This window comes from Vibrio cholerae ATCC 14035 (genome assembly GCF_000621645.1).
Taxonomy (GTDB): Bacteria; Pseudomonadota; Gammaproteobacteria; order Enterobacterales; family Vibrionaceae; genus Vibrio; species Vibrio cholerae.
The window spans coordinates 262005-268494 of the sequence record NZ_JHXR01000004.1; the positions used below are offsets into that span (position 1 = coordinate 262005).

4 protein-coding genes are annotated in these 6490 nt (G+C 46.9%); 2 read left to right on the top strand and 2 right to left on the bottom strand.

Features of this window, described 5'->3' with window-relative positions; translation table 11 throughout:
* Positions 1-9: 9 nt before the first annotated feature.
* Both vceA and vceB read left to right on the top strand, forming a co-directional pair.
* The gene (gene vceA / locus T411_RS0106090) at positions 10-1197 is read left to right on the top strand and encodes a multidrug efflux MFS transporter adaptor subunit VceA (protein ID WP_001087672.1); all 1188 of its coding nucleotides are present in this window, start codon (positions 10-12) and stop codon (positions 1195-1197) included.
* 9 nt (positions 1198-1206) lie between these two features.
* Positions 1207-2742 carry a multidrug efflux MFS transporter permease subunit VceB gene (gene vceB, locus T411_RS0106095; RefSeq protein ID WP_000019056.1) on the top strand — a complete coding sequence of 512 codons (1536 nt, stop codon included), beginning with the start codon at positions 1207-1209 and terminating at the stop codon, positions 2740-2742.
* A 74-nt stretch (positions 2743-2816) separates the two neighbouring features.
* On the opposite strand, the gene T411_RS0106100 is transcribed toward vceB, so the two are convergent.
* Positions 2817-4553, bottom strand: a complete 1737-nt coding sequence (locus tag T411_RS0106100; RefSeq protein ID WP_000057938.1) for a methyl-accepting chemotaxis protein — start codon at positions 4551-4553, stop codon at positions 2817-2819.
* Positions 4554-4774: 221 nt separating this feature from the next.
* Positions 4775-6259, bottom strand: a complete 1485-nt coding sequence (locus T411_RS0106105; protein WP_000991037.1) for a carboxypeptidase M32 — start codon at positions 6257-6259, stop codon at positions 4775-4777.
* Positions 6260-6490 lie beyond the last annotated feature (231 nt).

Genomic DNA, 6490 nt, shown 5'->3' on the forward strand with positions numbered 1-6490 from the left:
TTATCTTCAATGAATTCAAATAATAGCAACACCGAATTTGATGGTGTACGCGCAGCTCAATCGCGTAAAAAAGGGTTTCTCGGATTAGCGGCCGCAATTGTGGTTGCCGGAGGGAGTTATGCACTCTATTGGCACTTTATCGGTTCACGCTACATTTCCACCGACAACGCTTATGCTGCGGCGGAAATCGCCGAAGTCACGCCGGCCGTGGGCGGGATTATCGCGCAAGTGAATGTAGTGGATACCGAGTACGTCAAACAAGGCGACGTACTTGTACAGCTGGATGATACCGATGCGAGATTAGCTTTGCTTCAAGCTGAGGCGGATTTGGCACTCGCAAAACGCCGTGTACGTAGCTATCTCGCTAATGACGAAGGTTTAAGTGCTATGGTGGAAGCACAAGAAGCCAATGAGCAGCGTGTGAAAGCGCAGTTAAAAGCGGCGCAAGCGGACTTTGAACGAGCAAAAATCGATTTATCTCGTCGGGAAGACTTAGTGCGTTCCGGCTCCGTTTCTGGTGAAGAGCTGACGAATGCCAAAACCGGTTTTGCGCAGGCACAAGCAAACCTTAACGCGGCAAAAGCGGCTATGGCGCAAGCACAGGCAACTAAGCTCTCGACCATTGGCTCACAAAAAGCTAATGCAGCGTTGACCGATAACACGACCGTCGATAGCAACCCTGAAGTCTTACTGGCAAAAGCGCGTTATGAACAAGCGAAAATCGATCTCGAGCGTACGGTGATTCGTGCGCCGATCAGTGGAATCGTCGCTAAACGCCAAGTACAAGTTGGGCGTCGTGTACAGGTGGGGATGCCTTTAATGACCGTGGTGCCTACTGACCATATTTATGTCGATGCCAATTTTAAAGAAGTGGAATTGCGCGATGTGAAAGTTGGACAACCCGTTACCTTAACGGCAGATCTGTATGGTGATGATGTGACCTACCATGGTGTGGTCGCTGGTTTTTCCGGCGGTACGGGCTCCGCATTTTCGATGATCCCTGCACAAAACGCCACAGGCAACTGGATTAAAGTGGTGCAGCGTTTGCCGATCCGTATCGAGTTGGATCCCAAAGATTTGCAAGCCTATCCACTGCAGGTAGGATTATCTATGGTTGCCACGATAGATACTGCTGGAACTACCGATCCACAAACCTTAGTGCAGTACCGCGCCGCCAAAGTATCAGAGCAAGGCTAAGGTGAATCCATGAGTCATAACGCTGACAATGAGATGCAACCTCTGTCAGGATGGGCACTGTTTTTCGGTGCCCTGTGTCTGGCAATGGCCAACTTTCTCGCTATTTTGGATACCACTATTGCTAACGTCTCTGTCTCCAATATCGCTGGTAGCCTAGGAACTTCAACTAGCCAAGGGACTTATGTGATTACCTCTTATGCGGTCGCAGAGGCGATCTCGGTACCTCTTACGGGTTGGTTGGCTTCGCGATTTGGCTCTATTCGAGTCTTTGTCACCTGTTTTCTGTTATTCGGTGTTTTTTCATTACTCTGTGGTTTAGCCAATAGCATGAGCACGCTGGTGATGTTTCGAGTGTTGCTTGGTTTCGTGGGAGGGCCTTTAATGCCACTTTCACAAACCTTGATGATGCGAATATTCCCCAAAAACAAAAGCCATGCTGCGATTGGTATCTGGTCGATGACCACGCTCGTGGCACCTATCATGGGACCTATTCTTGGCGGCGTGTTGTGTGACCAACTCAGTTGGCCATACATCTTTTTCATCAAAATGCCTTTCGCTATTGCCGCGGCGTTACTGTGTTGGAAATTGCTGAAAAAATTTGAAACCAAAACGACGCATTCAAAAATTGATAAAGTGGGGCTGGCGTTATTGGTCGTGTGGGTCGCCGCATTGCAATTAATGTTGGATGAAGGTAAGGATCATGACTGGTTTGAGTCATCGCGCATTGTGTTTTTGGCGGTGATTGCTGTGATTGGTTTCATTGCATTCTTGATTTGGGAGCTAACGGAGCGAAACCCTGTCGTGGATTTAAAGGTGTTCCGACATCGAGGTTACAGCATCAGTTTGGTGACGTTGTCACTCGCGTTCGGCGCTTTTTTTAGTATTTCTGTAGTAACACCTTTATGGTTGCAAATTTACATGGGTTATACCGCCACCATTTCAGGCCACGCTACTGCCAGTATGGGGATTCTAGCGGTTTTTTTGGCACCGATAGTGGCCAATCTGTCCTCGAAATTTGATCCTCGGCCCTTTGTTTTTGCTGGCGTGATGTGGCTTGGGCTGTGGACTTTCATGCGTGGCTTTAACACAGTAGATATGACGTTTTCGCAAATCAGTTGGCCTTTATTTTTCCAAGGTATCGGCATGCCGTTGTTCTTTGTGCCATTGACTGCGATAGCCCTTGGTAGTGTCAAACCGCACGAAATGGAATCAGCAGCAGGATTGATGAACTTTATCCGAACCTTGTCCGGTGCGTTTGCGACCTCAATGATCAACACTTCATGGGAGCATGAAACACGTTATGTGCATGCTGAGTTGGCAGGCTTAACTGATAAAGCGGGTGTCGCGGCACAAGCGATGCAAAGTTCAGGAATGAGTGCCGAGCAGACGCGCTCTGCGATGGACTGGATATTGCAAAATCAGAGTGTGATGGTGGCAACCAACCAGTTGTTTATCGTGATTGCACTGATCTTTGTATTTGCAGCCTGCATGATTTGGTTTGCGCCAAAACCCAAGCAAGCGGTGGATACCTCTGCTGTTCATTAAACGTCAAAGGCGTAATACACATGGCATTACGCCTTTATTCTCTCGAGCTTATGAATGTGGTGAAGACTAAAGCGTTATTGAACTCTAAACCGTCCTACCACATCACTCAATGCATGTGAGGTATTTTGCAACTCATTGCTGACCGAGGTGACTTGCGCGGCATTCATGTTGAGCTTACGCACCATCTCTTGAATTGCCGCCATGTTTTTACTCACTTCGTGTGTAACTTGCCGCTGCTCCATCGCTGATGTGGCGATAAGAGTATTCAGATTATTCATTTCAGCGACTGAATCAGTCACCACATTGAGCGAATCCATCACATGATTGGTGCGTTCAGCGGTTTCTTCACAATGAATACGGGTTGAGTCCATCTCTTTTACTACGTTTTCTGTCGTGGTTTTTAAGGTCGCGAGCATGTCATTAATTTGCGAAGTGCTCTGTTGTGTTCGAGAGGCTAATGCACGAACTTCATCAGCGACTACCGCAAAACCTCTGCCTTGTTCACCAGCACGAGCAGCTTCGATCGCCGCATTGAGCGCCAGTAGATTAGTTTGTTCTGCAATCGCGCCGATGACTTGTAATACGGAATTGATTTGCTTCGTGTCCTCGCTCATACGCGTGATAGTTTCTGCCATCGAGGAGACTTGGTTCACCAGTCCATTGACACTGTTGACAGCTTCGGTAACGGTTTGTTTTGATTCATCAGCATAACGATTTGTTCGTTCGGTAAGTAGTGCGGCATCATCCGCACTTTGCGCAATAGAGCCTGCGCTAGCACTCATCTCTTCAATGGCGGTAATCGCTTGTTCAGTTTCTTGCGTATGTTGATTAAGCGTATTGAGATTGGAACGAGCTTGGTTGCTTAAATGTACAACGGCACGATCAATCTCTTTCGATGAGTCAGCTACGTCGATAAACATCTGCTGCAGTTTTTCAATGAAAAGGTTGATGGAGTTGCAGATTTGACCAATTTCATCTTTTGATTCAACGGCGAGACGTTGGGTTAGATCACCATTACCTTGTGATAGGTTGGCAACCAAAGTGTTAAGGCGGCTCAATGGCTTAAATGAAACGTGCAGCATAGTCACGCTGGCAACAATAATGACGGAGGCACAGACTAAAAGCGCGAGGGTAATTTTCCAGTTGAGCTGATCGGTATTGGCTTGAATCGCGGTTAAATCGATGTAGCCAATCAACTGCCAATCTTGTCCAGCAAAATTGATTGGACGAGTAATGGGCGTGAGGTTTACCCCTTGCTTATCCGAGAAAATCACATTTCCATTAGCCATCAATTCCGCAAAGCTGCCCTCGGTTGCGTAATCGGTCATCATTTGACTAAAGGCGGAAAGGTTGAATACGAAGAAATCTACTGACTCATCGAAACGCTTGACTGAAAAGGTAATCGTCGGCTGTCCCTCATTGAATGTCACAGGGCTAACCACCACAGCATCACCATGATTTTCAGCGAGACTCACATACTGCTGAGCATCTTCTTCGCTCATATTGCCCGTATCATCAAAGGCATATCCGTTGACGATCTTTATGATTTTATTGAATCCAGAGCTCGCTTTAGTTTCACCAATATCCATCATGCTGAAGTTCAGGCTTTGTGCGAGAGCTAATTTGCTGTTCAGTTCGTTTTCAAGCTTACGTTGCATCAAATCAATGTTATGCGTGATGTTTTGGCTATCCGCCTGTTTGATGTAATCGCTGATAAAATAGTTAACACTAAAATACGAGGTGATGATGGTCAGCGAGATAATCGCGATGATCAGGGCAATTATCTTGTTTTTAAACGAGAGTTGGGCCATAGCACTTTACATCCTTAAAAGTGATCGATTTGAACGGCATTTCCTGCGCCGTTGATAAACTCATACAAAAGTTTGGGTCACATATTAGGTTAGCTGTGTCATTGTTGCAATTACGTTGCATTCATTTACAAATATTATCTAGCATGCGCTGAAAAATGACGGTGAAGACGTGAGATTTTGAGGAAATAAAGAACCCCACACTTCGTGGGGTTCGTGAAAGATTACTTCAGATAGCGCTGACTCAAATGAGCTTTAAAATGCTCTGGGTTGAGGGTTTCCCCCGTCGCTTGTTTAACCAATTCATCGGTACTGAATAAGCTGCCCTTGCTCCAAATATTCTCAGACAACCAAGAGAATATTGGTGAGAGATCGCCGCGGCGAATCGCGCCATCCACATCCACGGTTTTCTTCATGGCCGCCATAAATTGCGCAGCATACATGGCACCTAAGGTGTAGCTTGGGAAGTAACCAAAGCTGCCATCTGTCCAGTGAATATCCTGCATACACCCATTTTGATCGTTGCCTTTGGTGCTTAGGCCTAAATAAGCCTGCATCTTTTGATCCCAAAGTTCTGGCACATCAGTGTGTTTGATCTTGCCGTTCATCAAATCTCGTTCGATTTCAAAACGCAGGATCACATGGGCTGGGTAGGTGAGTTCATCCGCATCGACGCGGATAAAATCTTTCTGCACGCGCGTGTAAAGTTTTTGAATGTTTTCCACTCGGAAGACCGGATCATTCATCGCCGAAAAATGTTTGCCTGCCAGTTCAGCGAGATGGGCAATAAACGCAGGGCTACGACCCACTTGCATCTCAAAGAACAGAGATTGTGATTCATGAATGCCCATCGAACGCGCTTCGCCAGCCGGAGTGCCAGCCAAATGCTTAGGTAAACCTTGCTCGTAACGCGCATGGCCAGTCTCATGCACAATGCCCATCAGCGATTGTACAAACTCGCTTTCGTTGTAGCGTGTAGTAATGCGCACATCACTCGGTACGCCGCCACAGAAGGGGTGCACACTTTCATCAAGTCGGCCGTGGTTAAAATCAAACTGAAGTAGCTTCATCACATCCAGCCCCAGCGCTTTTTGGCTTTCAGCAGGATAATGGCCTTTAGGTGCGATAAAGCTTTCGCTACTCTGCTTTTCAATCACCACATCAATTAAGCTTGGTAGCCAAGTTTTCACATCACTAAATACACGATTGAGCTGTTCGGTTGTCGTGCCCGGCTCATAAAGCTCAAGCATCGCATCGTAAGGGGTTTTCCCAGTTGCTTCGGCACGAATTTGCGCTTCTTCTTGAGAAAGCTTGACCACTTCCGCCCAGTTTTTCTCAAAACCTGTCCAATCGTTATTTTTGCGTTGGCTACGCCAAGCGTGTTCACATTTGGAGCCAGCTAGGGATTGCGCTTCGACTAAGGCTTCAGGCAGAACCGTCGCTTGTTGCCATTGGCGTTTCATTTCGCGCAGGGTGGCTTGCTGCTCGATATTGAGCGTTTCACTTTCTGCCTCGGCAAACCAATCAGCCAATTGTGGCTGGGTCATCAGGCCATGGATATGCACAGAAAGCTCTGCCATGGCTTGCGAGCGCGCTTCAGCGCCGCCACTGGGCATGACGGCGGCTTGGTCCCAACCAACGATGGACGACAAATGATTAAAGTTAGAAATTTTTTTAGAATGTTTTACTAATTTATTGAACGCATTCATGGAAATAGCCTTCCGTGACGATAAACGAAAGCGAAGTGTATCAATCAAGGTGCAGATAACCAAGTGATGAGAAGCGCGTTTTTTCATCAAGAGGATTTTTGCCCGCCAAGCAAGATCTTGCTCAGCGTTGGGCAGTTTTTTGCTTTGTTGATGGGACTATTTCTATAACTTATTGATTTTGAATGGTGTGAAAGTTGGCATCCCACTTGCTCTTTGTATCGCGACGGTGCG

Excerpts from the sequence above, each read along its gene's own strand:
- T411_RS0106100 (WP_000057938.1), bottom strand. The coding sequence starts at position 4,553 with ATGGCCCAACTCTCGTTTAAAAACAAGATAATTGCCCTGATCATCGCG.
- T411_RS0106105 (WP_000991037.1), bottom strand. The coding sequence starts at position 6,259 with ATGAATGCGTTCAATAAATTAGTAAAACATTCTAAAAAAATTTCTAAC.
- vceB (WP_000019056.1), top strand. The coding sequence starts at position 1,207 with ATGAGTCATAACGCTGACAATGAGATGCAACCTCTGTCAGGATGGGCA.
- vceA (WP_001087672.1), top strand. The coding sequence starts at position 10 with ATGAATTCAAATAATAGCAACACCGAATTTGATGGTGTACGCGCAGCT.